This is a genomic window from Bacillus paramycoides, from assembly GCF_001884235.1.
GTDB classification, from domain to species: domain Bacteria; phylum Bacillota; class Bacilli; order Bacillales; family Bacillaceae_G; genus Bacillus_A; species Bacillus_A paramycoides.
Window position 1 is genome coordinate 15629 of sequence record NZ_MAOI01000064.1, and the last position, 23336, is coordinate 38964.

At 37.4% G+C, this 23336-nt stretch carries 26 protein-coding genes; 19 read left to right on the forward strand and 7 right to left on the reverse strand.

Going from position 1 to position 23336, the window contains the following annotated elements:
- The first annotated feature begins 17 nt into the window (after positions 1-17).
- Entirely contained in the window at positions 18-875 is an 858-nt protein-coding gene (gene glcU, locus BAU28_RS09210; protein ID WP_071718395.1) for a glucose uptake protein GlcU, read from the forward strand.
- 13 nt (positions 876-888) lie between these two features.
- Complete coding sequence (locus BAU28_RS09215; protein ID WP_071718396.1) at positions 889-1674, forward strand: glucose 1-dehydrogenase; 786 nt, start codon at positions 889-891, stop codon at positions 1672-1674.
- Between the two features lie 78 nt (positions 1675-1752).
- On the opposite strand, the gene BAU28_RS09220 is transcribed toward BAU28_RS09215, so the two are convergent.
- Positions 1753-2247, reverse strand: a complete 495-nt coding sequence (locus BAU28_RS09220) for a CarD family transcriptional regulator (protein WP_053081433.1) — start codon at positions 2245-2247, stop codon at positions 1753-1755.
- 264 nt (positions 2248-2511) lie between these two features.
- Here BAU28_RS09220 and BAU28_RS09225 point away from each other — a divergent pair, with 264 nt between their 5' ends.
- Positions 2512-2748 (forward strand): DUF2553 family protein, encoded by a 237-nt coding sequence (locus BAU28_RS09225; RefSeq protein WP_002173838.1) that lies wholly within the window; start codon positions 2512-2514, stop codon positions 2746-2748.
- 1 nt (position 2749) lies between these two features.
- Entirely contained in the window at positions 2750-2932 is a 183-nt protein-coding gene (locus BAU28_RS09230) for a sporulation protein Cse60 (RefSeq protein WP_000621746.1), read from the forward strand.
- 33 nt (positions 2933-2965) lie between these two features.
- On the opposite strand, the gene BAU28_RS09235 is transcribed toward BAU28_RS09230, so the two are convergent.
- Positions 2966-3193, reverse strand: a complete 228-nt coding sequence (locus tag BAU28_RS09235; RefSeq protein WP_048374325.1) for a DUF3973 domain-containing protein — start codon at positions 3191-3193, stop codon at positions 2966-2968.
- 501 nt (positions 3194-3694) lie between these two features.
- On the opposite strand from BAU28_RS09235, the gene BAU28_RS09245 reads away from it, so the two are divergent.
- Both BAU28_RS09245 and BAU28_RS09250 read left to right on the forward strand, forming a co-directional pair.
- Positions 3695-4123: an SRPBCC family protein gene (locus tag BAU28_RS09245; protein ID WP_071718398.1), complete on the forward strand. Its 429-nt coding sequence runs from the start codon at positions 3695-3697 to the stop codon at positions 4121-4123.
- Positions 4124-4447: an ArsR/SmtB family transcription factor gene (locus BAU28_RS09250; RefSeq protein WP_002173835.1), complete on the forward strand. Its 324-nt coding sequence runs from the start codon at positions 4124-4126 to the stop codon at positions 4445-4447.
- 58 nt (positions 4448-4505) lie between these two features.
- Here BAU28_RS09250 and BAU28_RS09255 read toward each other — a convergent pair whose 3' ends face one another.
- Both BAU28_RS09255 and BAU28_RS09265 read right to left on the reverse strand, forming a co-directional pair.
- Positions 4506-5945: an MDR family MFS transporter gene (locus tag BAU28_RS09255; RefSeq protein WP_048374327.1), complete on the reverse strand. Its 1440-nt coding sequence runs from the start codon at positions 5943-5945 to the stop codon at positions 4506-4508.
- Between the two features lie 235 nt (positions 5946-6180).
- Positions 6181-7452 carry a BaiN/RdsA family NAD(P)/FAD-dependent oxidoreductase gene (locus BAU28_RS09265; RefSeq protein ID WP_071718399.1) on the reverse strand — a complete coding sequence of 424 codons (1272 nt, stop codon included), beginning with the start codon at positions 7450-7452 and terminating at the stop codon, positions 6181-6183.
- Positions 7453-7762: 310 nt separating this feature from the next.
- Here BAU28_RS09265 and BAU28_RS09270 point away from each other — a divergent pair, with 310 nt between their 5' ends.
- Together BAU28_RS09270 and BAU28_RS09275 are read left to right on the forward strand one after the other, a co-directional pair.
- Complete coding sequence (locus tag BAU28_RS09270; RefSeq protein WP_071718400.1) at positions 7763-9415, forward strand: putative polysaccharide biosynthesis protein; 1653 nt, start codon at positions 7763-7765, stop codon at positions 9413-9415.
- Between the two features lie 42 nt (positions 9416-9457).
- Positions 9458-10186: a pseudouridine synthase gene (locus tag BAU28_RS09275; RefSeq protein ID WP_002173831.1), complete on the forward strand. Its 729-nt coding sequence runs from the start codon at positions 9458-9460 to the stop codon at positions 10184-10186.
- A gap of 82 nt (positions 10187-10268) precedes the next feature.
- Here the strand turns inward: BAU28_RS09275 and BAU28_RS09280 are convergent, their stop codons facing one another.
- Positions 10269-10490 carry a DeoR family transcriptional regulator gene (locus BAU28_RS09280; protein ID WP_000805512.1) on the reverse strand — a complete coding sequence of 74 codons (222 nt, stop codon included), beginning with the start codon at positions 10488-10490 and terminating at the stop codon, positions 10269-10271.
- A 358-nt stretch (positions 10491-10848) separates the two neighbouring features.
- Here BAU28_RS09280 and pepV point away from each other — a divergent pair, with 358 nt between their 5' ends.
- The 4 genes from pepV to BAU28_RS09300 all read left to right on the forward strand — a co-directional run bounded on the left by pepV (position 10849) and on the right by BAU28_RS09300 (position 16297).
- Positions 10849-12255: a dipeptidase PepV gene (pepV, locus tag BAU28_RS09285; RefSeq protein ID WP_071718451.1), complete on the forward strand. Its 1407-nt coding sequence runs from the start codon at positions 10849-10851 to the stop codon at positions 12253-12255.
- 103 nt (positions 12256-12358) lie between these two features.
- Positions 12359-12904, forward strand: a complete 546-nt coding sequence (gene thpR / locus BAU28_RS09290; RefSeq protein WP_002173829.1) for an RNA 2',3'-cyclic phosphodiesterase — start codon at positions 12359-12361, stop codon at positions 12902-12904.
- A 203-nt stretch (positions 12905-13107) separates the two neighbouring features.
- Positions 13108-15249: a type I pullulanase gene (gene pulA / locus BAU28_RS09295; protein ID WP_071718401.1), complete on the forward strand. Its 2142-nt coding sequence runs from the start codon at positions 13108-13110 to the stop codon at positions 15247-15249.
- Between the two features lie 250 nt (positions 15250-15499).
- Positions 15500-16297 carry a phosphotransferase family protein gene (locus tag BAU28_RS09300; RefSeq protein ID WP_002077574.1) on the forward strand — a complete coding sequence of 266 codons (798 nt, stop codon included), beginning with the start codon at positions 15500-15502 and terminating at the stop codon, positions 16295-16297.
- A gap of 4 nt (positions 16298-16301) precedes the next feature.
- On the opposite strand, the gene BAU28_RS09305 is transcribed toward BAU28_RS09300, so the two are convergent.
- Positions 16302-16580: a YtzH-like family protein gene (locus BAU28_RS09305; protein ID WP_002112336.1), complete on the reverse strand. Its 279-nt coding sequence runs from the start codon at positions 16578-16580 to the stop codon at positions 16302-16304.
- A 264-nt stretch (positions 16581-16844) separates the two neighbouring features.
- Between BAU28_RS09305 and trmB the strand changes: the two genes are divergently transcribed.
- Complete coding sequence (gene trmB, locus BAU28_RS09310) at positions 16845-17498, forward strand: tRNA (guanosine(46)-N7)-methyltransferase TrmB (protein WP_025150604.1); 654 nt, start codon at positions 16845-16847, stop codon at positions 17496-17498.
- Positions 17499-17568: 70 nt separating this feature from the next.
- Complete coding sequence (locus BAU28_RS09315; protein WP_071718402.1) at positions 17569-18423, forward strand: YtnP family quorum-quenching lactonase; 855 nt, start codon at positions 17569-17571, stop codon at positions 18421-18423.
- A gap of 158 nt (positions 18424-18581) precedes the next feature.
- Here the strand turns inward: BAU28_RS09315 and BAU28_RS09320 are convergent, their stop codons facing one another.
- The gene (locus BAU28_RS09320; RefSeq protein WP_000118537.1) at positions 18582-18893 is read right to left on the reverse strand and encodes a PepSY domain-containing protein; all 312 of its coding nucleotides are present in this window, start codon (positions 18891-18893) and stop codon (positions 18582-18584) included.
- A 148-nt stretch (positions 18894-19041) separates the two neighbouring features.
- On the opposite strand from BAU28_RS09320, the gene BAU28_RS09325 reads away from it, so the two are divergent.
- The 5 genes from BAU28_RS09325 (at position 19042) to ytpR (ending at position 23046) form a co-directional block, all read left to right on the forward strand.
- Positions 19042-20115, forward strand: coding sequence for a M42 family metallopeptidase (locus BAU28_RS09325; RefSeq protein ID WP_002173825.1), 1074 nt, complete (start codon positions 19042-19044; stop codon positions 20113-20115).
- A 519-nt stretch (positions 20116-20634) separates the two neighbouring features.
- Entirely contained in the window at positions 20635-21144 is a 510-nt protein-coding gene (locus BAU28_RS09330) for a DUF84 family protein (protein ID WP_002173824.1), read from the forward strand.
- A gap of 84 nt (positions 21145-21228) precedes the next feature.
- A complete protein-coding gene (locus BAU28_RS09335; RefSeq protein WP_000838192.1) occupies positions 21229-21543 on the forward strand; it encodes a thioredoxin family protein in 315 nt (104 codons plus the stop codon).
- Positions 21544-21622: 79 nt separating this feature from the next.
- Positions 21623-22435, forward strand: coding sequence for a DUF1444 domain-containing protein (locus tag BAU28_RS09340; RefSeq protein ID WP_071718403.1), 813 nt, complete (start codon positions 21623-21625; stop codon positions 22433-22435).
- Positions 22432-23046 carry a YtpR family tRNA-binding protein gene (gene ytpR / locus BAU28_RS09345; RefSeq protein WP_071718404.1) on the forward strand — a complete coding sequence of 205 codons (615 nt, stop codon included), beginning with the start codon at positions 22432-22434 and terminating at the stop codon, positions 23044-23046. Before BAU28_RS09340 ends, ytpR begins: the two co-directional genes overlap by 4 nt.
- The last annotated feature ends 290 nt before the right edge of the window (positions 23047-23336 follow it).

The window sequence follows — 23336 nt, forward strand, 5'->3', positions numbered from 1 at the left end:
GAGAAAGGTAATGAGCGATGGATATATTTTTAGCGATTTTACCAGCCATATTTTGGGGAAGTATTGTGCTATTTAACGTGAAACTGGGCGGGGGACCTTATAGTCAAACGCTCGGTACAACGTTCGGAGCGCTTATTTTTTCAATTGTTGTTTATATTTTTGTGAAGCCAGTATTAACTCCTACGGTTATCGGGGTTGGAATCGTGTCCGGTTTGTTTTGGGCGCTTGGTCAAGCGAATCAGTTGAAAAGTATTGATTTAATGGGTGTTACGAGAACGATGCCGATTTCAACAGGGCTTCAATTAGTTGCGACGACTTTATTTGGGGTTATCGTGTTTCATGAATGGTCAACGACGATATCAGTCGTTCTTGGAGTTTTGGCGCTTGTTTGTATTATTATCGGTGTTATTTTAACATCACTCCAAAGTGAAGAAGAAAAGAATGCAGAGCAAGCAGGGAATTTTAAAAAAGGAATTATTATTTTATTAATTTCAACAGTCGGATATTTAGTTTACGTAGTAGTTATTCGATTATTTAACGTGAACGGTTGGTCAGCCTTATTGCCACAAGCGGTCGGTATGGTATTAGGCGGGATTTTACTCACATTTAAACATCATCCATTCAATAAATATGCGATTCGAAATATTCTTCCGGGATTAATTTGGGCAGCTGGAAATATGTTTTTATTCATTTCGCAGCCGCGTGTCGGAGTCGCAACAAGTTTTTCCCTTTCGCAAATGGGGATTATTATTTCGACGCTTGGCGGAATTCTTATATTAGGTGAAAGGAAAACGAAGCGTCAATTAATTGGGATTGTTGTTGGTATCGTTTTTATTATTGCAGCTGGAATTATGCTAGGGGTCGCAAAAAGCTAAAGGAGGTATTGAAATGTATAGCGATTTAGAAGGGAAGGTCGTCATTATTACAGGGTCAGCAACTGGTCTTGGAAGAGCGATGGGAGTACGGTTTGCTAAGGAGAAGGCGAAAGTTGTTATTAACTATCGCTCAAGAGAATCAGAAGCGAGCGATGTATTAGAAGAAATAAAAAAAATAGGCGGAGAAGCGATTGCTGTAAAAGGTGATGTTACGGTTGAATTGGATGTTATAAATTTGATTCAATCTGCTGTTAAAGAATTTGGGACGCTTGACGTTATGATTAATAATGCAGGCATAGAAAATGCTGTACCATCGCATGAAATGCCGTTAGAGGATTGGAATAAAGTAATTCATACAAATTTAACAGGTGCTTTCTTAGGAAGTCGTGAAGCGATTAAATATTTTGTGGAACACGGTATTAAAGGATCGGTGATTAATATGTCTAGTGTTCATGAAAAAATCCCGTGGCCATTATTCGTGCACTATGCGGCAAGTAAGGGGGGGATTAAGCTTATGACTGAAACGTTAGCGTTAGAGTATGCACCAAAAGGCATTCGAGTCAATAATATTGGACCAGGTGCAATTAATACGCCAATCAATGCTGAAAAGTTTGCTGATCCTAAACAGCGTGCTGACGTAGAAAGTATGATTCCGATGGGCTACATTGGAAAACCTGAAGAAATCTCAGCAATAGCAACATGGCTTGCTTCAGCAGAGGCGAGTTACGTAACCGGAATTACGTTATTTGCAGATGGTGGAATGACTTTATACCCATCATTTCAAGCTGGACGTGGGTAATATAACAAAAGGACAAAGAGCCTTATCTCTTTGTCCTTTTTTCTGCCAAAAAAAAATAGCGTTCGGCTATTTTTTAAATTAGTGATTGATTGTATCTTGAAGAAATTCTGTTGCTTGATGTTCTGAGACATTTTGTACGAGCGCAACTTCGCTAATAACCATTTTGCGCGCATTATCTAGCATTTGTTTTTCGCTCGCATTTAATGCTCTTTCTTTATTACGGCGAAGTAAATCACGAACAACTTCTGCGCTATCTTGAAGGTTGCCGTTCTTCATTTTTTCCATATTCATTGTATATCTTTGTTTCCATGAGAGTGATGGGTCTGATTCCCCATGATGAAATTCAAGAAGTATACCATCTAATGTATCCTTATCAACGATATAACGTATACCTGATTTTTGTAATTGATCCATCGGAAGCATTACTTGCATATCTTTACTAATGATGCGTATAACACAATATTGACGCGAAGTACCTAATATTTCTTTCTCTTCAATTGCTTCGATGATTCCTGCACCGTGCATTGGATAAACGATTTTATCACCAATTTGAAACAAATCATCCACCTCCATATGTGGTAACCATTTTTAATGATAACATACTGATGTAAAAATGTCAAATTTTATATAATATCACAAAAAATATATTGAAGTCAATATATAAAAGTGGTTTTTTATGGTTTTTTTTGCTCTTATATGTTGAATATATATGAGGAATTTTTTTAGAAAAATAGTACAGGGGAAGAAAGAGGGCATATCCACTTATTTTTAAGCATAAAATGTAAAATCGCTAATACAATATACCTAAATCCGTTCTTTGTAGAGGAGGGAGAGAAGGTGGGGCGCACAATTAGGATTGATATTACAAATAAAGTTGTAGCTAAATTTAGGCCAGATTATTTGGAATTATATACGAGTAAATTTATGATAGGTAAGTTTTATGTCTATACTGAAGATAAACAATATGTGTTAGAAGACGGATATATATATGAAGACGGAAAGTTTTATCGCATCATAGATACGCACCGTGGCAATAATCAAGCGGCGGAGGGCTGCGATCTAGGATGGTGTTAACATGATTCGTGTGAAAGTGTTTGATGAAAGTCATGAAAAAGATTTAGAAGACGCTGTAAATGTGTTTTTGAAAAAAATTGATGATGGGAATTTTGTAGATATAAAGTATCAAGTTGGTGTTTCAATTAATGATGATGAAAATCAAATTTATTGTTTTTCAGCGATGATTGTTTATAAAGCATAAAAAAGAGCTGGGGAGCCAGCTCTTTTTTATGCTTTATGTTGGGACAACATGTGTCGGTAAAATATTCATAATAGATTGCGTTGTATCTATCTTCTTTGTCGTTAAAAGAACTTCCTCTGTTGCATGTTCCTGAGCATCAGTGCACATGCCGAGGTGATAACGATCACCTAAAAATGGATCAATATAAAAACCGTTTTTAAATACTTTATCATTCGGATGTTTTTCGTGGTGAATTTCAGAACAGTTAATGCAGTAGAACATAGCTTTCATCCCCTTTTCATTGTTGGTTAAAAAAATGAGTGGGTAGTCATTTCGCTCCTAAGGAAATGTTGAGGAGAAGAGAAATAACTACCTACCCAAATGGTGGGCATATTCCTTCTGATTTCACATATCTCACGTATTGTCCACGAGGGAAGGAGGAGAGACGAAGTATAGGTGAGATAAGTTAGGCGCTTCGCTCGATATGAATGATGGAGTTTCATATTGAGCGAAGTTTTTATTTTTTATTGCCTTTGTGAGTATATTATGAAGGAATGGTGAGAGAGTGTTTGTCCTGTTGAAAAAATGTTGAGAATTTCTCAACAGTAAAAAGAGTCTTACTGTCCGTAAAAGCCCGATTGGTGTGGGCTAATAATCAGTGGGGGATGGACAAAACCTCATTGATTAAAGTTTCACTTTATTGACATGAAACTAAAAGGTGTTATATTATCTGAATACAACTAAAAGGTGTTATGTATTAATGCCGAATAAAGGAGAAATAAAATGGAACAACAAAATACATTAAACGACATTAAACAAACGGTTATTTTTAATGCATCTATTCAAAAAGTATGGGATACAGTATCAACTGTAGAAGGAATTGCGTCATGGTTTATGCCAAATGATTTCGAACTAAAGGTAGGACATGAGTTTCATATACAATCACCTTTTGGGCCATCGCCATGTAAAGTGTTAGAAATTGATGAACCGAATCGTTTATCTTTCTCATGGGATACAGATGGCTGGATCGTTTCGTTTATTTTGAAAGACTTAGGGGATAAAACAGAATTTACGTTAATCCACGGCGGCTGGAAACATCCTGATGAAATTCTTCCGAAAGCGAATGCGAAGAGCTCTATTATTCGCGACAGAATGAATGGTGGTTGGGTAGCGATTGTAAATGAAAAACTGAAAAAGGTTGTTGAGGGCTAAGTGGCATCGTCGGCAGTAAAATACGATGTGTTTCAGGCAATTGCTGATCCAACCCGCCGAGAAGTATTACGGTTATTAAGTGATAAAGAGTTACCAATTTCAAAAATAACGGATCATTTTCCGATGAGTCGTACGGCTGTTGTGAAGCATCTGCATATTCTTTCAGAAGCGAATTTAGTGAGTGGAAGAAAGAGTGGAAGAGAAAAGATATATCGTTTGCAGCCAGAGCCGTTAGCGGAATTACAGCAGTGGCTCTCGTATTATGAACGATTTTGGGATAATAAATTGTCTATGCTTAAATATATTGTGGAGAATGAAGAATAGATTTTAACGCTCATATAAGGAAAGAGGATGACCGAAATGGTCATCCTCTTTATTATTGCTATTGCTCACTTGTTTGTTTAGCTGGCTTTAATAGGAGCCAAGCGATAATTAATGTTAATACCGCTAATGCGAAAGTGCTCATATAAATGACGTGTATACTTGAGGCTAATGCTTCTTGTGATTCAGTTACTACGTTTGCCGCAGATCCTCCATGTCCACCAGAAGATACGAGGTCAAGGTTTTTGATGCCACGTGCATGTATCATCGTATTGAAGACCATGCCGAAAATTGCAGCACCTAACGTTTGACTAAATGTATTAATGAATGTGTTTAAACCGACTGCTGTTCCGCGCGTATGAGCCGGTACAGCTGCTTGAATTGTTACCATGTAAATTGGTGTGACAAGTCCCATTCCTAAGCCGAATAATCCGACTGCAACATAAATAAGGAATGATGGTGAATCTGTTGATAATGTAAATAATAAGAATGAAGCAACTGATAAAATGCTAGCTCCAAGTAAAATGATTTGTTTTGTTTGTAACTTGCCAACTAAATTACCGGAGAACATAGCACCGAATGTCCACATAACAGGAATTGGCATTAAAATGAGTCCAGCCTCTGTTGCATTTTTTCCTAATACACCTTGGCTCCAAATTGGAAGGTACACTGTAATACTAATAATCATTGCACCAGCAATAAGCGTTAATATGTTTATAGTAGATAATGTACGGTTAGAGAAAAGTGCTAGCGGAATTAATGGTTCCGGAGATTTTTTCTCGATGTATAAGAAAATAATGAATGACACAGCGGCAAAGATTAATAGGCCGATAATTGTAATGTCTCCCCAGTTTTGCTTACTGCTACCTGTTAATAGTGCATATAGTAAAGCAATTGTACTTAATGAGAAGACTGTTGCACCAAGGTAGTCAATATGTTGCTTAGAGGACTTAATAGATTCCTTATAAGAAGTGGCAATCATTAAGCAAGCGATAATTCCAAACGGAACGTTTAAGAAGAAGATATAGCGCCAAGAAAGGGAATCAACTAAAAATCCACCTACTAACGGTCCGATAACACCAGATACACCCCAAACGGCACTCATCCAGCCCTGTGCTTTCGCACGGTCCTTCGCTTCACTATATAAGTCTCCAATAATCGTCATTGTAATCGGCATAACAGCCCCAGCCCCTATACCTTGAAGAGCACGGAAGAAGATTAATTGTTCCATTGATGTAACGACTCCGCAAAGTGCAGAACCGATTAAGAAGATTGTTGCTCCGATGAGCAAAACTTTTTTACGGCCGAATAAATCAGCTAGTTTTCCGTATATTGGAGTCGAAACAGCTGTTGCAAGCATATAGATTGCATATACCCAACTAACAAGTTCGACGCCTGACAAATCACTCGTTATACGAGGGATTGCTGTACTAACAATCGTTCCTTCTACCGCAGAAAGAAACGTCATTAGCATTAAAGACATCATGACTTTTTTTCTCATTTGTTTTCCCCTTACCCTTTTTCAAATATTCAACAATATAAAATATAAAGGTACTAAGCTATATAAAGCAACAAAAAAGAAACAGGAATTATAAGGATAGGAGATTTGTCGTTCCTTGTCGGAGTGCTTATATATTGAAAAAATCGCTAATAATTTTGAAGAAACGGTCGATATAATTTTATATGCAATTTTATTATTTCAACATATAAAAAAGAAACAGGAATCCCTGTTTCTTTTAGTATTGCATTTTCGCATTTTGCCCAGCTGTTGTTCCGGCGATTCTACCAGTAACAAGGGCAGATGTAATGTTATAGCCACCAGTATAACCGTGAATATCAAGAACTTCTCCGCAGAAATATAAACCATTCGTGAATTTCGAAGACATTTCTTTCGGGTTAATTTCTTTAACGGATACACCTCCGCCAGTAACGAATGCTTTTTCAAGCGGCTGAGTACCATTTACATGAACGGTAAATTCTTTAAAGTCTTTCACAAGTGCACGAATCTTCTCATGAGAAATTTGTCCAGCTTGTTCGCTACCGTCAATTTCATTTTTTTCTAATAAGAATAGGAAGTAACGTTCAGGAACATAGCCTTTTAAAACGTTTTTAATTCCTTTTTTCGGATCTTCTTTCATTTGTTTCAGCATGCGTTGGAACAGTTGCTCACTATTTTCTTCTGGCAATGCATCGATACTCATTTGCACCGTGTTTGTTTTAAACTTCTTCATCGTTTTTATAACGAATTGGCTACAACGAAGAGCGGCAGGACCAGATAGGCCGAAGTGAGTGAAGAGCATGTCCATTTTATGAGAAATGACAGCTTTTCCTTTCGGGTTTAATACACTTAAGTTTACGTCTCGTAAAGCAAGACCTTGCAATGTACGGTCACGAATAAATGGTTCGTTTGAAAGGATTGGTACTTCTGTTGGGAAAAGCTCTGTAATTGTATGTCCGGCTTTTTCAGCCCATGCGTATCCGTCTCCAGTAGAACCGGTATGAGGAACAGATTTTCCACCAACAGCGATAACGACGTGATTTGTTTCTAACACTTCACCTGTTTGCAATACAACTGCTTTCGTTTGACCGTTTTCATATTCAATCGTGTCAACAGGCGTATTCGTACGTATTTTCACACCTAAATCTTTTAATCGTGTTAAAAGTGCGTCTACAACAGATTGTGCTTTATTTGATACTGGGAACATGCGGCCATGATCCTCTTCTTTCAGTTTTACACCGAGATTTTCGAAGAATGTAATAATATCTTCATTACTGAAAATAGAAAAAGCGCTGTATAAGAAGCGACCATTTCCAGGTATATGTTTAACGATTTCATCAAGTGGTAGACGGTTCGTTACGTTACAACGACCACCACCAGAAATCGCAAGTTTACGTCCTAGTTTATTTCCTTTATCAAGAAGTAAGACATTTGCGCCTTCTTCAGCAGCACCGATTGCAGCCATTAGCCCTGAGGGACCGCCGCCGATGACAATAACATCATAATGCATAATATATCGACCTCATTTTCTACATTTCCTGCCTAAAAGAATAGCATGTTTTCTCTTAAAAGAAAAATAGAGTGAAGTACTGCTTCAGGAGAGAATTGTGGTACAATACAAAAGTTAGAGTTCAGCGTTATCCCGCATTAACGGGTAGTAAGACTCCTATCCTAAGACTTAGCAGAAGCAAAGAAGTGAGTTTTGAAGCGGGAGGCCAACTGCCCGTAAAAGCCCGATTGGTTCAACTAATAATCTGTGGGGGTGAAGCCTTCCCACTGATTAAAGTTTCACTTTATATAAGAAGTAGGAGGATTTTTGTATGTCCGATTCAAAATTTCTGCGCGGAACGCTTATTGTGACGTTAGGGACATTTTTAGTAAAGTTCTTAGGCATGATTTACGTCTTTCCGTTTCATGCATTAGTAGGCACAGAAGGCGGAACGCTCTATACATATGGATATATTCCATATACGATATTTTTAAGTATTGCAACGGCAGGGGTGCCGCTTGCTGTTTCGAAGTTTGTTTCCAAATATAATGCACTTGGAGATTATAAAACGAGCCGGAGAATGTTCCGTTCGGGAATGGTTATGATGATAGTAACAGGAGTTCTTTCCTTCTTAGTACTGTACATGACCGCACCATTATTTGCAGAAGCAATGCTTGGTAAACAAAGTTTACAAAATAAGATAGAAGAAGTTACGACGATTATTCGCCTCGTAAGTTTTGCGCTTATTGTTGTACCGGCAGCAAGTTTGATTCGTGGTTATTTCCAAGGTCACCAATCGATGGGACCGACTACGGTTTCACAAATTATTGAGCAAATTATTCGTATCGTCTTTTTATTAGCGGGTAGTTTCATCGTTATTAAAGTGCTTGGCGGTACAGTAGCAACAGCAGTTGGGGTTGCGACATTCGCTGCATTCGTTTCAGCAGTTGGAGCGCTCGGCGTATTAGTTTGGTACTGGTTAAAACGTAAAAAATATTTGGATCAATATTTAATTGAGCAAACTGTACCAGAATCGACAGTAAGTACCGTTCAATTGTTTAAAGAATTATTTGCGTATGCAATTCCTTACGTTGTAATTGGGTTAACAATTCCTTTATATCAACAAATTGATACATTGACATTTAACTCTATTATGCAGGCAATTGGTCAAGGGGATATCGCAGAGCGAGCGCTCGGTATTTTCACGATGTGGACGCATAAATTAATTATGATTCCTGTATCACTTGCAACAGCGTTTAGTTTAACGCTCGTGCCAGCGATTACAAAGTCGTTTACTGAAAAGCAATACCGTTATTTAAAATTACAAATTACACAAACATTCCAGGCAAATATGTTTTTAACATTGCCAGCAGTTATCGGTATTTCTACACTTGCATATCCGATTTACACTGCTTTTTACGATTCAGATCCACTAGGTGGACAAGTATTAATGTGGTATGCACCAGTCGCGCTATTGTTTGCTTTGTTCACGGTAACAGCGGCAATCCTACAAGGGATTAACCAGCAGAAACACGCGGTTATTGCGCTTGTGATGGGTGTTATTTTGAAGTTTGTATGCAACGTAATCTTTATTCGTTATTTCGGTACAGTTGGGGCGATTTTAGCTACTGCAGTCGGCTTCTTAGCTTCCGTATGGTATACGAATAAACAAATCAAAAAACATGCAAACTATTCATTTGGTGTTGTATATAAGAGAACATTCCAAATTGCAATATTAACACTTGTAATGGTTATTGCTGTAAAGCTATCACAATGGCTTCTATCCTTCATGATTTCGCCTGATGGCCGTATTGGTGCTCTTATTACAGTTGCGATTTGTGCAGGTATTGGTGGCCTTGTTTACGGATTGTTAGCGATTCGCACAGGAGTACTAGAAAGAGTATTTGGCGGAGAGGCTTTAGAGAAAATCCAGCGTAAACTTGGTAGTAGATTCAAAATAAAGTTGAAATCAAAAGGGGCGTAAATACGTCCCCTTTTCTTATGATAAATAAAGAAGGTGAAGAATATGAGATTAGATAAATTATTAGCGAATATGGGATACGGAAGTAGAAAAGAAGTAAAAAAATTATTGAAAGACGGCGTTGTGAAGATTGATGGAACGCCAGTGAAAGATGCGAAGTTTCATGTGAATGTAGAAGAGCAAGAAGTTATGATTCACGGTGAAGTTGTGGAATATAAAGAGTTTGTTTATTTAATGATGCATAAACCACAAGGTGTTATTTCAGCGACGGAAGATGATAATCATGAAACAGTAATAGATTTATTAGAATTAGAAGATGCGATTTTTGATCCATTCCCGGTTGGAAGACTTGATATTGATACAGAAGGTTTCCTATTAATAACAAATGATGGGAAGCTAACGCATCAATTATTATCGCCGAAAAAGCACGTGCCGAAAAAATATTATGCACACGTTTCAGGCGTTGTAACGGAAGATGATATAAAAGAGTTTGCAAAAGGTGTTATTTTAGATGATGGCTATGAAACGAAGCCAGGCGAACTTACAATTTTAAAAAGCGATGATATTTCGGAAATCGAGCTCGTTATTACAGAGGGAAAATTCCATCAAGTGAAGCGTATGTTTGAAGCGGTAGGGAAAAAAGTTGTTTACTTAAAGAGAACAGAGATGGGACCTTTAGTGTTGGATGAAGAGCTAGAACTTGGACAGTATCGTGAATTGACAGATGAAGAAGTAGAAATGTTAAAGACGTATCAAGTAGATAACGAAAAATAATGCCGATTTTAAGGCGCAGAAAAAACCCCTTTCTATATAATTAGAAAGGGGTATGTATTTATTTTACATACAATTGTTTTCGTTATGAGGTCATTCTCACTTTCTTTCCTGTTGTTGTCCACTTACCGCGGCAAGGGCTATACACGAGTTCATTAAACTGCAACACATTTAGATCACGTTGTATCGTTCGCGGTGTGATCCCGAACTCATCTACAAGGTCTTTCGTCGTTACCGTTCCGTTTTCATTGATGTACATATAAATTGATTTAATGCGTGTTAGCATACGAGTAGTTGTAGGTTTCAAGAGAAAACCACTCCTCTACTAGTTTTTTTGACCCCATTCAGGAAAGAAGGTCGTTACTACCATTGTACTCTACATGACAAAATTCATGCCTTAACTTACTTAAATTTTACAAAAGTTTAACAAATATTCATATAGAAAAATATTGGTAGTTGACATTGTATGTCTGGTCAGTCAACTAACTCATAAATTTCTACGTAAAACGCCAAATTCCTGCAAATTTTTTTGAAAAAATAAAAGAAAAACTAATAAGAAATATCAGAAATATTACAATTGTTCGTTATTGAGTTTCGGTATATGGCATAAGAGATTTTGGTTTGCTATGATAAAAGAGAGAATATAGAAGGAGGATGGATGCGTGATGTCAACGATTAATTGGACAAAAGAAGTTACAAAACGAAAAGATGATTTAATTCGTGATACACAACAATTTTTACAAATTAAAAGTGTATGGGAAGAAGAATCTGCGAAAGAGGGCGCACCATTTGGTGAAGGTGTAGAAAAAGCCTTATCTTTCATGTTACATAAAGGAGAAACTGAAGGTTTCGCTTCGAAAAATTTAGAAGGATATGCAGGCCATCTTGAAATGGGACAAGGAGAAGAGTTAGTAGGTATTCTTTGTCACGTTGATGTTGTACCAGAAGGAGACGGCTGGACAACTCCTGCGTATAGTGCTGATATTCGCGACGGGAAGATTTTTGCACGTGGTGCAATTGATGATAAAGGGCCGACGATGGCAGCTTATTACGCAATGAAGATTGTAAAAGAATTAGGATTGCCTCTTTCAAAACGTGTTCGAATGATTTTAGGAACAGATGAGGAAAGTAATTGGAAGTGTGTAGATCATTATTTTAAAAATGAAGAAATGCCAACGATCGGTTTTGCGCCGGATGCAGATTTTCCAATTATTAATGCCGAAAAAGGAATTTCTGATATACAAGTTGTGCAAAATGGTAGCGAAGAGAAAGACGGCGCATATAAGCTTATTTCATTTGAGTCAGGCCGTCGTTTAAATATGGTTCCTGATTTTGCAGAAGCAGTGATTACAGGAGAAGATGTAAATGCACTTACAGTAGCATATGAAGAGTATTTACAAACTGCTAAGAAAATAGGCAAAGCAATTGTAGAAGGAAATACGATAACGTTGCAAGTTAAAGGAGTTTCAGCTCACGGATCTACTCCAGAAAAGGGAGAAAATGCAGGTTTGTTATTGGCAAACTTCTTAACGACAGTTTCTCTTGATGGAAAAGCGACTTCATTTGCATCGTTTGTAACAGAAACATTTACAGACGATATTCTTGGAGAAAAAGCTGGTATTTCTTATAAAGACGATATTAGTGGCCCGCTAACAGTGAATGTTGGCCGTCTTTCTTACACGAAAGAAAACGGTGGTAATTTAGGATTGAATGTGCGCTATCCAGTTACGACTAACTTTGAAGAAACGATTGAAAAGTTAAAAGGGTATGCCCATAATCACGGATTTGAAGTAGCGGATTATTCAAATTCTCGCCCACATCACGTTGATAAAGATCATGTATTAATTCGTACTTTACAGCGCGTGTATGAAGAACAAACTGGTGAAAAGGCCGAATTGTTAGCGATTGGTGGCGGTACTTATGCTCGTTCATTGAAAGCTGGCGTTGCATTTGGTCCGTTATTCCCAGGAAAAGAAGAACTTGCTCATCAAAAAGACGAGTACATTGAAATTGAAGATTTATTAAAAGCAACAGCAATTTATGCTCAAGCGATTTATGAATTAGCAAAATAAAGGATGTTGCAATTATGACCGCTCTCTAATTTAGAGAGCGGCTTCTTTTTAGCTGAATGAGATAAGAAAGAAAAGCAACAATATAAAGAAGGAGAAGATGTACATGGAGCCGCATTATTTTGTCGCAATTACTTTACCAAATCATATAAAAGAAGTGCTCTCTAATTATAAAGAGGACATGAAGGAGGAATTACCATTTCGCTCGTGGGTACATAAGGAAGACTATCATATTACCCTTTCTTTTTTAGGGAGTGCGACAGAGGAACAGTTAGAAGGAATAAAGAATGGATTACAAACACTTATAGAAAAAAAGGAACTATCTTTCACATTACAAGGATTTTCAACGTTTGGCAGAGAAGACGAGCCTCGTATTTTTTGGGCGAAGGTAAGTGAGAATCACGATTTGTTTCAGTTACAAAAGCAAGTGCATGCTATTTGTGAAGGGAATGGGTTTTCTTTAGAAACACGTTCGTATCATCCGCACATTACTGTTGCCCGTAAATGGGTAGGAGAAGAAAAGTTTGACTTAGAAAATATAAAAGAAGTGGCTGAAATATCATTTCGAGCGGATACGATTACTTTATACGAGTCTCACGTGAAGGAAACACCGAAGTATAAAGCGATTGCTGAAATAAAATTACAAAAATAGAATGTATGAAAACGTTTTTTATACAGGTGAATATACTATAGAGAATAATGGAGTTACTGTATGGAGTCTTGCTGATAAGAAAAGCCTTATCATTTGCTGATCGTAAAGGCCCAATTGGTGGGGGCTAATAATGAGTGGGGGATGAATCCCTTCCTCATTAAGGTTTCACTTTATTTTAATTTTGAGGATGATGGTGATTTTCTATGTTGAAAGTAAAACGTCCATTTGATGCTTATTTAGATGAAATGAATAAAATTACAATTTTGCTCCCACATGCGTATGGAACAAGTCGGACATTTCGTTTACAAGAAGGAAACAATGTGAAAGATTTACCGATTGCTCATACTATCGCACTTCCGGATGCAACGAAGTATGAGTGCTTTATAGAAGAGCCGCTAGATGTGGGGAAGTATTATACAGTACGAGATGAACGGAACGAAGAAACAGATTTACAAATAGGTGCTGTGATTCGAACAGCGATTTTCGATGAGAAGTATTATTACGAAGGTACAGATTTAGGTGCTGTGTATCAAAAAGAAGCAACAACATTTAAAGTGTGGGCTCCAACTGCGAGGCTTGCGAAAGTAAGAATTTATAAAAGTGATAAAGAATATACCGATCATGAAATGTACAGGGAAGAAAACGGAGTTTGGATTCAGACATTACAAGGCGATTTAGACGGAGCGCAATATACATTTCTTGTTTGTATTAATTTAATATGGAATGAAGCGGTAGATCCATACGCAAAGTCAGTGACTGTGAATGGGAAATATGGCGTTGTTATCGATTTAGAAAAGACAAATGTAACAAAACGAGAACAATTACCACCATTACAGTCAATGACAGATACCATATTGTATGAACTGCATATTCGTGATGCTACTATGCATCCAAATAGTGGAGTGCATAAAAAAGGGACATATACAGGGTTGATGGAAGAGGGAACGACGGGACGAAATGGAACGTTAACTGGATTATCTCATATAAAAGATTTAGGTGTTACACATGTTGAACTATTGCCTTTATATTGTTTTGGTGGCATAGATGAGGCGAATCCTTCCTCCGCATATAATTGGGGTTACAATCCATTATATTACAATGCTCCAACAGGATTTTATGCTACAGACCTTTCTAATCCGTATAACAGGATAGTAGAGTGTAAACAACTTATTGAAACATTTCATGCACACGGCATCCGAGTTGTTGTAGATGTTGTATATAACCACGTATATGAAAGAGAGACATCTTCATTTGAAAAATTGGTGCCAGGATATTATTTCAGGCACGGTAAGGATGGTATGCCGTCTAATGGGACGGGAGTTGGAAATGATATAGCATCTGAACGGAGAATGATGAGGAAATTTATTATAGAGTCTGTTTTATATTGGCTTACAGAATACAATGTTGATGGGTTCCGATTTGATTTAATGGGAATTTTAGATGTTGAAACGCTGAATGTGATAGAAAAAGAAGTACGAAAAATAAAGCGTGATGCGCTGTTATTAGGAGAAGGATGGGATTTACAAACACCGCTTCCTCTTGAGGAAAAAGCTACGTTAAATAATGCAAATAAAATGCCGCATATCGCACAGTTCAATGATCAATTTCGTGATGGGATAAAAGGAAGTACTTTTAATATAAATAAACGCGGCTTTGCATTTGGTGGGCATGTAGACTGTAATCATTTGCAGTATATAGTAGGTGGTAGTCTTTTAAGTGTGAAAGAAACAGGGTTGTTTCTAGAGCCAGTGCAAAGCATCAATTATGTAGAATGTCATGACAATATGACGATGTGGGATAAACTAGTGCGTAGCAATCAAGAATCAGAAGAAATTTTGAAAAAGCGTCATCGTTTAGCAACCGCAATGGTTATCCTTTCACAAGGAATTCCCTTCTTGCATGCCGGGCAAGAATTTTATCGTACTAAGAACGGAAATGAAAATAGTTATAATGCCACTGATGAAATTAATCGATTAGATTGGGATCAAAAAGAGAAAGAGATGGAGACAGTTAATTATATAAAAGGGTTAATTGCGATTCGGAAGGAGCATGGGGCATTTCGATTACAAAATGCTGACCTCATAAAAAAGTATATGACTTTTTTACAAACATCCACAGAAGTCCTTGCATACCATTTACAACACGTAGAATCTTTTGGGCCATGGAAAGAGATTATCGTTTTATTCAATAGCAGTTTGCAACCTGAAATAGTCCAACTCCCTAAAGAAGAAACGTGGCATGTGTTAGTAGACGAAAAACAAGCGAAAGTACAGCCAATTTCTTCATTTAGAGGAAAGGAACTTCAAATGGCTCCAACTAGCGCGTATATATTGACGATAATGTGACAAATCGCTACTTGACGATGAGAATGTAATAAATGTAGAATTGACAAAGGTGACGATTTTGAGAAGTTGTCATTCTACGAGTGGTTTTGTAAAATAAACTAGAAGAGTAGGCGATTTGTCCTACTTTCGGCTTATGCCAAGTTTTCTTTTCATTCAACTACAGTAAAATATATATGAACCCACAACATGTGTAGAAATGTTGCGGTTTTTCTTTTCATAACTATAAAAGATAAGGATTTGTTAACGGGTAATGAATATGGAATGGTTGGAACAATTATTAGGAAAAGAGTGGAGTCTTATACCGGCTGGTGGAGTAACGGGCGATGCATATATTGCGCAAAACGGACAACAAAAGTTATTTTTAAAGCGGAATACATCGCCCTTTTTAGCGGTATTGTCAGCAGAAGGAATTGTTCCAAAATTACTTTGGACAAGAAGGGTAACGAATGGTGATGTAATTTCCGCTCAAAAATGGCTTCCGGGACAGAAGCTAGAGCCGGAGGATATGAAACTAGAACGTGTTGCGAAACTTTTGAAGAAAATACACTCTTCTAAAGCACTTGTGCAGATGATTCAACGGCTTGGTAAGCAGCCGCTTCATGCGCAAGAGTTATTACAACAATTACAGCTTGTTTTAAGAGGAGATATAAGAGTCGATGAGACAATTCAGCAAGGTCTTCAATATTTAACTGAGTCATTAAAAGATATTGAGTACGATGAATTCGTTGTATGCCATTGTGATGTAAACCATAACAATTGGATATTGTCGGATGAAGATGAATTGTTTTTAATTGATTGGGATGGAGCTGTGATTGCTGACCCAGCTTTAGACCTTGGTATGTTATTATATTGGTATGTTCCGCGCCATGAATGGAGTGAGTGGCTCGGATATTATGATGTTGAACTGGATGAATCATTGCTTAGGCGTATGAGATGGTATGTTATAGCACAAACGATTTTATCTATTCAATGGCACACAACAAAAAAGCAGCAAGCAGAAGCTAAATATTGGCACCAATATTTACAGCAACTACTTGCTTCAGAATAAAGTATTAAGAAAAATTGTCCATTCCAGCAATCCACTGAGTAAGTTGTTCTTGATTATTGGAAATATGGTTGTCCAAATTAGAGGAAGATTTACCCGATTGACTATAAGAATATACATCGTTTAGCATTGCTTTAGCGTCACTACTTATACTATCGTTTGCGAGTAACGATTGAATGAGGCGCTCTAATTGCTCGCATTCAGAAACTGTCCCGCAGCAATCACTTTGATGGTTGATTAAAATATCTTTTAACACTTCTAATTGATGCTGTTGATTAATTGGCATGAACGGATCATCCTTTCGATTGTTGTTCTCTTTGGAACATGTAGGAGAAAAAGCTGCTCGTCATGGAGTAGTTAATCATTGGCTAACGAAACATCGGAGTTTCGTTTAATGCTGTATGTAGTTTTTATCAAAATGGTACATCTTATACTTGAAAGAAACGGACCGAGTGCTCGTACGTACTTGGTTTTTTGTTTGATAGATTGATTAAAACAGACAGAAGGAATCATTCCTTTAAAATAGTTTTGTAAAGAGAGGGAGACATCTATGCGTTTAAGACATAAACCTTATGCAATGGATCGAATTAATGAGTATTCACATATCGTAATTGGAAACCCAGAAGAGCGAGCTGGTAACTGGAAAGAAGTATTTGGAAATGAACAACCAATTCATATTGAAGTGGGTACGGGTCGTGGCCGCTTTATGTATGATATGGCAAAAGCAAATCCGCATATTAACTATATCGGAATTGAAAAATTCACAAGTGTCGTTGTAGATGCGCTTGATAAATTGATTGAAGAAGAATTACCAAACTTAAAGTTAATTAATAAAGATGCTGAAGATTTAACAGTTTTCTTTGCAAAAGGTGAAATTGACCGCGTTTATTTAAACTTCTCAGATCCATGGCCGAAGAATCGTCATACGAAGCGTCGTTTAACATATAAAACATTTTTACGCAATTACGAAGAAGTGTTAGTAGAGGGTGGAGAAATTCATTTCAAAACTGATAACCAAGGTTTATTTGAATATTCTCTTATGAGTATGGCCGAGTATGGTATGTTATTAACTTACCTTAGCCTAGATCTTCATAATAGTGATTATGAAGGAAACATTATGACAGAGTACGAAGAGAAATTCTCTAGTAAAGGTCATCGTATTTACCGAGTGGAAGCGAAATATCGTACGGAGCCTGTGCAGTAATGCATAGGTTTTTTATATGAAAAATAATCAGAATCTTGTGTTAAAATTAAAGGGAAAAGGGGGATGGAAGATGGAACAGTTACAAATTGGAAATATAAAAGTGACATGGCTAAAAGGCGGGAATACACATTTAGATGGAGGTGCAATGTTTGGAGTTGTGCCGAAAGTACTTTGGTCACGCAAATATAAACATAATGATACAAATCATATTTATTTACGAACAGATCCGTTACTCTTGCAAACGAAAGAAGGAAACATGCTTATTGATTCAGGGATAGGGAACGGTAAATTGAATGAGAAAATGAAGCGAAATCAAGGTGTAACAGAAGAATCATCGGTTTATGAATCTTTAGAAAAGCTCGGACTAAAGCCTGAGGATATTCATTATGTCTTAATGACGCACCTCCATTTTGACCATGCATCTGGTTTAACAAAATGGGAGGAAAATCATCTTGTTCCGGCGTTTCCGAACGCAACGATTTATGTAAGTGAAACTGAGTGGAATGAAATGAGAAATCCGAATATTAGATCGCGTAATACATATTGGAAGGAAAATTGGGAGCCAATCGTAGATAAAGTTGTTATCTTTCAGCAAGAAATAGAAATTACGGATGAAATAAAGATGGCGCATACGGGTGGTCATAGTGATGGACATGCCGTTATCATCCTTGAAAGCCAGGGAGAAACGATGCTTCATTTAGCGGACCTTCTGCCAACGCATGCACATCAAAATGTATTATGGGTAATGGCATACGATGATTATCCGATGACATCAATAGAATATAAGCAAAAGTGGATGAAGTATGGTGCTGAAAAAGAGGCGTGGTTTACTTTTTATCATGATGCATATTATCGCGCTGTGAAGTGGGATGAGGAAGGGCATATCGTAGAAAAGGTAGAGAGAAAAACAAGTATAGAAGCATAATAAGAGGAGGTTGTCCAAAAATGTTTGTTGGAACAGCCTCCTCTTATTATTGTCAGCTTTTGTCGGTAAATCGATATATTTAAAAAACGCGATATAATTTCAATTACTATCGTACATTTTTCGAAAAAAAGAGGTTCACCTAATGGGAAACCTCTTTTTTATGCTGCTATAACCTCTAAAACAGTACCTGTTTTAGCATCAACTAAAAATTCAAATCGTTCTTGTATATCATCTAACATTGTTGTAAGACCACCGCGATAAACTTCATACGCGACATCATATTTTTCAAACGTCTCTGGAACCATATGTACCCAAGAGCCAGTAATTTCACCTTTATGACTTAATGCTTGTTTCACCATTTTCAATGCTTTTTCTGAAGAAATATGGGATTGTTCTTGTACTTTGTTTGCAACGAAATAACCAGCTGCGAATCCAACGCCAAGACCTGCTACTAAACCTTTCCAGCTCATATATTCACCTCAATTCTATAAAATAAAAATAGTGTACCAATAATAATTATAATGCAAACGCAACTAAAAAAGAAGAAACTAGAAACATTTCGAAAATTTCGTTACAATAAAAGAGGTATTCTACTAAGGTTTGAAAGAAGGGGACTTCGTGAATAAAGAGACATTACAATTATTTCGTACGTTAACAGAATTACAAGGTGCGTCAGGTTTTGAACATGATGTACGCCGCTTTATGAAGCAAGAATTAAGTAAATATGCGGATGAAATTGTTCAAGATGGTTTAGGTAGCGTATTTGGTCTGAAAAAAGGGGACGAAACTGGACCACGCGTTCTTGTAGCAGGTCATATGGATGAAGTAGGCTTCATGGTTACGCAAATTACGAAAAATGGGATGCTTCGTTTTCAAACGTTAGGTGGCTGGTGGAGCCAAGTACTATTAGCTCAGCGTGTACAAGTTATGACGAAGAATGGTCCTGTTGTTGGGGTTGTTGGTTCAATTCCTCCGCATTTATTAAGTGATGCGCAACGTGCAAAACCAATGGATATAAAAAATATGTTAATTGATATAGGTGCAGATAGTTATGAAGATGCGATTGAAATTGGTGTAAAACCAGGACAACAAATCGTGCCAATCTGCCCGTTTACGCCGATGGCAAATGAGAAGAAAATTATGGCGAAAGCTTGGGACAACCGTTACGGATGTGGCCTTGCAATCGAATTATTAAAAGAATTAAAAGATGAAACATTACCAAACACATTATACTCTGGTGCTACTGTACAAGAAGAAGTAGGCCTTCGCGGAGCACAAACTGCTGCAAATATGATCCAACCAGATATTTTCTATGCACTTGATGCAAGTCCAGCAAATGACGCATCTGGTGATAAGACGCAGTTCGGTCAATTAGGAAAAGGAGCTCTTCTTCGTATTTATGATCGCACGATGGTAACGCATAGAGGAATGCGTGAATTTATTTTAGATACAGCAGAAACTCATAATATTCCGTACCAATACTTTATTTCACAAGGTGGTACAGATGCGGGCCGTGTACATACAAGTAACTCCGGTATCCCATCAGCAGTAATTGGTGTTTGTGCCCGCTATATTCATACACATGCTTCGATCTTGCATGTTGATGATTATGCAGCTGCGAAGGAATTAATTACGAAGCTTGTGAGAGCGACGGATAAAACGACATTAGAGACGATTAAGGATAACGCTTAAAGAAGAAGGGCTGAAGAGCCTTTCTTTTTTTAGGTAGGAGAGATGCCCCATCGATGTGAGGGAGCGGTTAGTGCCTAAGTGGTGCTCGAGCGATGTATAAACCTCAGATATGAAGAGAGAGTAAGCCTGTTTTAATGTTAGGGGCCGGGAATGATTTTGGAAAAGTTCTTTCTTTTTTTGGTTGAATAGATGCCCCATCGATGTGAGGGAGCGGTTAGTGCTTAATTTGTGCTCGAGCGATGTATAAACCCCAGGTATGAAGAGAGAGTAAGCCTGTTTTAATGTTAGGGGCCGGGAATGATTTTGGAAAAGTTCTTTCTTTTTTTGGATTGAATAAATGACCCATCGATGAGTGGTAGCGGTTAGTGCCTAAGTGGTGCTCGAGCGATGTATAAACCCCAGGTATGAAGAGAGAGTAAGCCTGTTTTTATGTTCGAGGCTCGAAGTTTTGAAGGCGTGAAAGTGAAAAGCTTGATTGTAGAAGGAATATGAGTGTGAATTTATATAGGGGTGAACGAGATGAAGGTAGTAGTTGGATCGAAGAATAAGACGAAGGTTGGGGCTGTGGAGAAGGTTTGGACAGATGTGACGGTTATGTCCCTTTCTGTTCCGTCAGGAGTATCAGCTCAGCCATTTTCAGATGAAGAAACGATGCAAGGGGCGATTAATAGAGCGAAGCGAGCGCTGCAGGAAGGTGAAGCGCATATCGGTATTGGACTCGAAGGCGGCGTTATGAAAACGGAGCATGGGTTATTTATGTGTAACTGGGGTGCCTTAGCGACGATTGACGGTAAAACATTTGTTGCGGGCGGGGCACGTATTAAGTTACCAGATGATTTTTTAGCATCTCTTGAAGAAGGAAAAGAGCTAAGTGAAGTGATGGAAGAGTTTGTGCAGCGAAAAGATATTCGTAGTCACGAAGGTGCCATCGGTATTTTTACAGATGATTATGTAGACCGAACGGAATTATTTGTACACGTTGTTAAGTTACTAGTTGGGCAATATAAGTATGATGAAAAGCAAGCATAAACCTTGCACCGTGCGCGATGTATGGTAGTATAAAGAAAAGATTATAGTGTGAAAAAAGTGCACTCGTTAGAGGAGGAAATATAGATGAAATCATTAGAAAGCATGGAACAATTCCAAGAATTAAAAAATGAAGAGAATGTAGTCTTCATGTTCTCAGCAGAATGGTGCCCGGATTGCCGTTTCGTTGATCCATTTATGCCAGAAGTAGAAGAGAAGTATAGCGATTTCTCATTTTACTATGTAGATCGTGACGAGTTTATTGATCTATGCGTGAAATTAGACGTATTTGGCATTCCGAGCTTTGTAGCGTACAATAAAGGGGAAGAAACTGGACGCTATGTAAACAAAGACCGTAAAACACAAGAGCAAATCGAAGAGTTTATTGAAGGTTTAAAATAAGACAATTAGCCAATTGAATTGTAAAAACAACCTCTACCTTCGCGGGGGAGGTTATTTTTTTGGAAGGGAGGAAAAAGAGATGAAGATGACAAGTAAAAAGATGAAAGACGAGTTAATGAAGAAATTATCTCGACCAGAATGGGACTTTCATTATGATAGCGAGAAAGAAGTTCTTCGTATTGAACAAAAAAACTCGAAAAAAGGTATTAACGTATCACTGCCAGGAGTAGTGGCAAAATGGGAAGTGAACAAAGAAAAAGCGATTGAAGAGGTCGCTTATTACGTACAAGAAGCGCTAATTGCAATGCATAAAGAAGAAAATAGCACGGCAAAAATTTTACCTGTTATTCGCTCTACTTCTTTCCCAAAACAAGCAGAAGAAGGAAATTCGTTTATTATGACGGATCATACGGCGGAAACACGTATTTACTATGCGCTAGATTCTAATAAAACGTATCGACTCATTGATGAGCATTTATTACAAAAATTAGAACTTACAGAGCAACAAGTACGTGAAATGGCATTATTTAATGCTCGTTCATTAGGTTATGAATTTAAACAGGATACAGTAGCCGGTAATACATTCTACTTTTTAAACACAAATGATGGGTATGATGCGAGTCGTATTTTAAACGAATCGTTACTACAATCGATGCGTGAAAAAATCTCTGGTGATATGGTTGTTGCTGTTCCTCACCAAGATGTATTAATTATTGCTGATATCGTCAACGAAATCGGTTATGATATTATTGCACAAATGACAATGAAATTTTTTGCCGAAGGGCATGTTCCGATTACATCACTTTCATTCGTATATGAAGATGGAGACTTCGAACCAATCTTTATTTTAGCGAAGAATCGGAAGAAGACAGATGGAAAAGAGAAAGGATGAACGAAGTGAACGTTTTTTACAACCTTGAAGGAATTGGTGACACTTTAATTGTTACCTTACAAGATATTACTTTAGAAAACCGTACATTTGACCGCAAAGGAGATGTTGCTCGTGTTTATGACCGTGAAAGCAATGTAACAGCAGGCTTTAACATCTTTAATGCATCTTCTTATGTAGAGGTAACAGACAAAGGAAACGTTACATTAACGAAAGAATTTGTTGAAAAAATTAACGAAATTTTAGCGAAGAACGGCTTTGAAGAGAAAGTAGAAGCAGATTTCACGCCGAAATTTGTTGTAGGTTATGTAGCTGAAAAAGAAAAGCATCCAAATGCTGATAAATTAAACATTTGTACAGTAGAAATTGGCACAGAAACATTACAAATCGTATGTGGTGCACCAAACGTTGATGCAGGACAAAAAGTTGTTGTTGCAAAAATCGGTGCTGTAATGCCAAGTGGTATGTTAATTAAACCTGCTGAGCTTCGTGGTGTTCCTTCTTCAGGAATGATTTGCTCTGCACGTGAGTTAGAGCTTCCAGACGCTCCACAAGAAAAAGGTATTCTTGTATTAGAAGATAGCTTTGAAGTTGGACAAGAATTTAAGTTTTAATTGATGTAATAAAAGAGAGGGTGTCCTTTTGGGATAGCCTCTCTTTTATTGTTTTTGTGAACTTTTGTCTGTAATTCGATGTTCCTTGTCGAATCGTTGATATATTGTAAGTTACGATAGATATATTTGGAACATTGTTAATATAATTTCAAGATGGTATAAGAGAAAGTAAGGATGTCACCTAGTCGGAAATTCGACTGATGGGACATCCTTATTTTATTTGTAACTTTTTTCTTAAAATCTATATTGTATTTTATAAACAATCTAGTTAAAATTTAGAAAAAAGAAGG

Coding starts and splice junctions, on each gene's coding strand:
- BAU28_RS09245 (WP_071718398.1), top strand. CDS start 3,695: ATGGAACAACAAAATACATTAAACGACATTAAACAAACGGTTATTTTT.
- thpR (WP_002173829.1), top strand. CDS start 12,359: ATGGAGCCGCATTATTTTGTCGCAATTACTTTACCAAATCATATAAAA.
- BAU28_RS09265 (WP_071718399.1), bottom strand. CDS start 7,452: ATGCATTATGATGTTATTGTCATCGGCGGCGGTCCCTCAGGGCTAATG.
- BAU28_RS09300 (WP_002077574.1), top strand. CDS start 15,500: ATGAATATGGAATGGTTGGAACAATTATTAGGAAAAGAGTGGAGTCTT.
- BAU28_RS09220 (WP_053081433.1), bottom strand. CDS start 2,247: ATGGAGGTGGATGATTTGTTTCAAATTGGTGATAAAATCGTTTATCCA.
- BAU28_RS09335 (WP_000838192.1), top strand. CDS start 21,229: ATGAAATCATTAGAAAGCATGGAACAATTCCAAGAATTAAAAAATGAA.
- pulA (WP_071718401.1), top strand. CDS start 13,108: ATGTTGAAAGTAAAACGTCCATTTGATGCTTATTTAGATGAAATGAAT.
- ytpR (WP_071718404.1), top strand. CDS start 22,432: ATGAACGAAGTGAACGTTTTTTACAACCTTGAAGGAATTGGTGACACT.
- BAU28_RS09305 (WP_002112336.1), bottom strand. CDS start 16,580: ATGCCAATTAATCAACAGCATCAATTAGAAGTGTTAAAAGATATTTTA.
- BAU28_RS09215 (WP_071718396.1), top strand. CDS start 889: ATGTATAGCGATTTAGAAGGGAAGGTCGTCATTATTACAGGGTCAGCA.
- BAU28_RS09315 (WP_071718402.1), top strand. CDS start 17,569: ATGGAACAGTTACAAATTGGAAATATAAAAGTGACATGGCTAAAAGGC.
- BAU28_RS09270 (WP_071718400.1), top strand. CDS start 7,763: ATGTCCGATTCAAAATTTCTGCGCGGAACGCTTATTGTGACGTTAGGG.
- BAU28_RS09255 (WP_048374327.1), bottom strand. CDS start 5,945: ATGAGAAAAAAAGTCATGATGTCTTTAATGCTAATGACGTTTCTTTCT.
- BAU28_RS09340 (WP_071718403.1), top strand. CDS start 21,623: ATGAAGATGACAAGTAAAAAGATGAAAGACGAGTTAATGAAGAAATTA.
- BAU28_RS09235 (WP_048374325.1), bottom strand. CDS start 3,193: ATGTTCTACTGCATTAACTGTTCTGAAATTCACCACGAAAAACATCCG.
- BAU28_RS09330 (WP_002173824.1), top strand. CDS start 20,635: ATGAAGGTAGTAGTTGGATCGAAGAATAAGACGAAGGTTGGGGCTGTG.
- trmB (WP_025150604.1), top strand. CDS start 16,845: ATGCGTTTAAGACATAAACCTTATGCAATGGATCGAATTAATGAGTAT.
- pepV (WP_071718451.1), top strand. CDS start 10,849: ATGTCAACGATTAATTGGACAAAAGAAGTTACAAAACGAAAAGATGAT.
- BAU28_RS09275 (WP_002173831.1), top strand. CDS start 9,458: ATGAGATTAGATAAATTATTAGCGAATATGGGATACGGAAGTAGAAAA.
- BAU28_RS09320 (WP_000118537.1), bottom strand. CDS start 18,893: ATGAGCTGGAAAGGTTTAGTAGCAGGTCTTGGCGTTGGATTCGCAGCT.
- glcU (WP_071718395.1), top strand. CDS start 18: ATGGATATATTTTTAGCGATTTTACCAGCCATATTTTGGGGAAGTATT.
- BAU28_RS09230 (WP_000621746.1), top strand. CDS start 2,750: ATGATTCGTGTGAAAGTGTTTGATGAAAGTCATGAAAAAGATTTAGAA.